This is a genomic window from Roseateles sp. (assembly GCF_036404855.1).
Taxonomy (GTDB): domain Bacteria; phylum Pseudomonadota; class Gammaproteobacteria; order Burkholderiales; family Burkholderiaceae_C; genus Pelomonas.
Map to the genome: position 1 here is coordinate 1 of NZ_DASWYS010000158.1, position 2013 is coordinate 2013.

The 2013-nt window shown below is 69.1% G+C and carries 3 protein-coding genes; 2 read left to right on the forward strand and 1 reads right to left on the reverse strand.

Going from position 1 to position 2013, the window contains the following annotated elements; genetic code table 11:
- Both metE and VGF12_RS10325 read left to right on the forward strand, forming a co-directional pair.
- The coding region (metE, locus tag VGF12_RS10320) for a 5-methyltetrahydropteroyltriglutamate--homocysteine S-methyltransferase (RefSeq protein WP_331175946.1) at positions 1-1080 on the forward strand (1080 nt) is incomplete at its 5' end.
- Entirely contained in the window at positions 1073-1834 is a 762-nt protein-coding gene (locus VGF12_RS10325; RefSeq protein WP_331175947.1) for an acyl-CoA thioesterase, read from the forward strand. The genes metE and VGF12_RS10325, both read left to right, overlap by 8 nt.
- Here VGF12_RS10325 and VGF12_RS10330 read toward each other — a convergent pair.
- Positions 1835-2013: metallopeptidase TldD-related protein (locus VGF12_RS10330; protein WP_331175948.1), on the reverse strand; the 179-nt coding region annotated here is incomplete at its 5' end. It abuts the gene before it with no gap.

A 2013-nucleotide genomic window follows, 5' to 3' on the forward strand; every position in this document is an offset into this window, starting at 1 on the left:
CCTGCGGACGCTGACCGGCGCCGCTCGCCCTTCCCGGCCCGCCAGGCGGCGCAGCGCCGCCGCCTGGACCTGCCGGCCTTCCCGACCACCACCATCGGCTCCTTCCCGCAGACCGCGGAGATCCGCGCGGCCCGCGCCGCCTTCAAGCGCGGCCAGCTGCCCGAAGAGGACTACCGCGCGGCGATGCAGCGCGAGATCGAACTGACCGTGCGCAAGCAGGAGGCCCTGGGGCTGGACGTGCTCGTGCACGGCGAAGCCGAACGCAATGACATGGTCGAGTACTTCGGCGAACAGCTGGCCGGCTTCGCCTTCACGGCGAATGGCTGGGTGCAGAGCTATGGCTCGCGCTGCGTGAAGCCGCCGGTGCTGTTCGGCGACGTGTCGCGCCCGCGAGCCATGACGGCGGACTGGACTCGCTTCGCACAAGGCCTCACCCGCCGGCCGATGAAGGGCATGCTGACGGGCCCCATCACCATCCTGCAATGGTCCTTCGTGCGCGACGACCAGCCGCGCGCCGACACCGCGCTGCAGATCGCCCTGGCCATCCGCGACGAGGTGGTCGACCTCGAGGCCGCGGGCATCGCAGTCATCCAGATCGACGAACCTGCCATCCGCGAGGGCCTGCCGCTGCGCCGCGACGCCTGGAAGCCCTACCTCGCCTGGGCCACGCGCGCCTTCCGCGTGGCAGCGTCCCCGGTGCGCGACGACACCCAGATCCACACCCACATGTGCTACTCGGAGTTCAACGACATCCTGCCCGAGATCGCAGCGATGGATGCTGACGTCATCACCATCGAGACCAGCCGCTCCGACATGGAGTTGCTGCGCGGTTTCGGCGACTTCCGCTACCCGAACGAGATCGGCCCGGGCGTCTACGACATCCACTCCCCGCGCGTGCCCGACACCGCCGAGATGCTGCGCCTGCTGAAGAAAGCAGCTGAGGTCATCCCGGTCGGTCAGCTCTGGGTCAACCCCGACTGCGGGCTCAAGACGCGCGGCTGGCCGGAGACCGAAGCCGCATTGCTGCGGATGGTGGAGGCAGCGAAATCCATGCGCGGCTTGGTCCAGCGCCATGAATGAAGTCCTCGCGCAAGGCACTGGGCCCAACCTCGTCGTCGTCGACATGGTCTGGCCCGACCAGTCCAACCATCACGGCACGATGTTCGGTGGCGCGGCACTGTCGATGCTGGACCGCGTGGCCTTCATTGTCGGCAGCAGGTCCCTGCGGGGTTCGGTCGTGACGGCCGCCGTCGGTCAGCTGGACTTTGCCGCGCCGGCTCCTGCAGGCCACCTGGTGGAATGCCGCGCCAGCATCCTCCGAAAAGGCCAGCGTTCGGTCACGGTGGACACCCGCCTGATCGCCGAAGACCTGTTGACGGGCACGCGCACGGACTGCCTCACGGGAGAGTTCGTCATGGTGCGGCAGGCGGCCAAACCGGACGACACAGGCCCGGCAGGCATCGAGGCGTCCCCTGGCGCGCGGCTAGCACCGGAACGTGGACATGCCTGCGCCCTGGTGGCCGAGATCGTGTTCCCCGGCCATGTCAACCACCGGGGCGTGCTGCACGGCGGCCCTGCGATGGCTTGGATGGCCAAGGCCGGCTTCGTCGCAGCGACGCGGGCTGTGCGCCGCACCATCGTGATGGCGGGCAGTGAGCAACTGGACTTCAAGGCCCCCGCTCACGTGGGCGATGTCGTCGAGGTCATGGCCCACGTGGTGGGCACAGGCCGGCGTTCGGTGCGCGTGCAGGCAGACATGTGGGCCGAATCGGCCACGACCGGCGAGAGGCGCCTGTGCACCTCCGCAAGGCTGACTTATGTGGCGGTGACCTGATCAGGCCGTCCCGCCCACCGTGAGGCCGTCGATGCGCAGCGTCGGCTGGCCCACGCCCACCGGCACGCTCTGGCCTTCCTTCCCACAGACGCCAACGCCGGTATCCAGCGCCATGTCGTTGCCGATCATGCTGACGCGGGTCAACGCGTCGGGGCCGTTGCCGATGATGGTGGCACCCT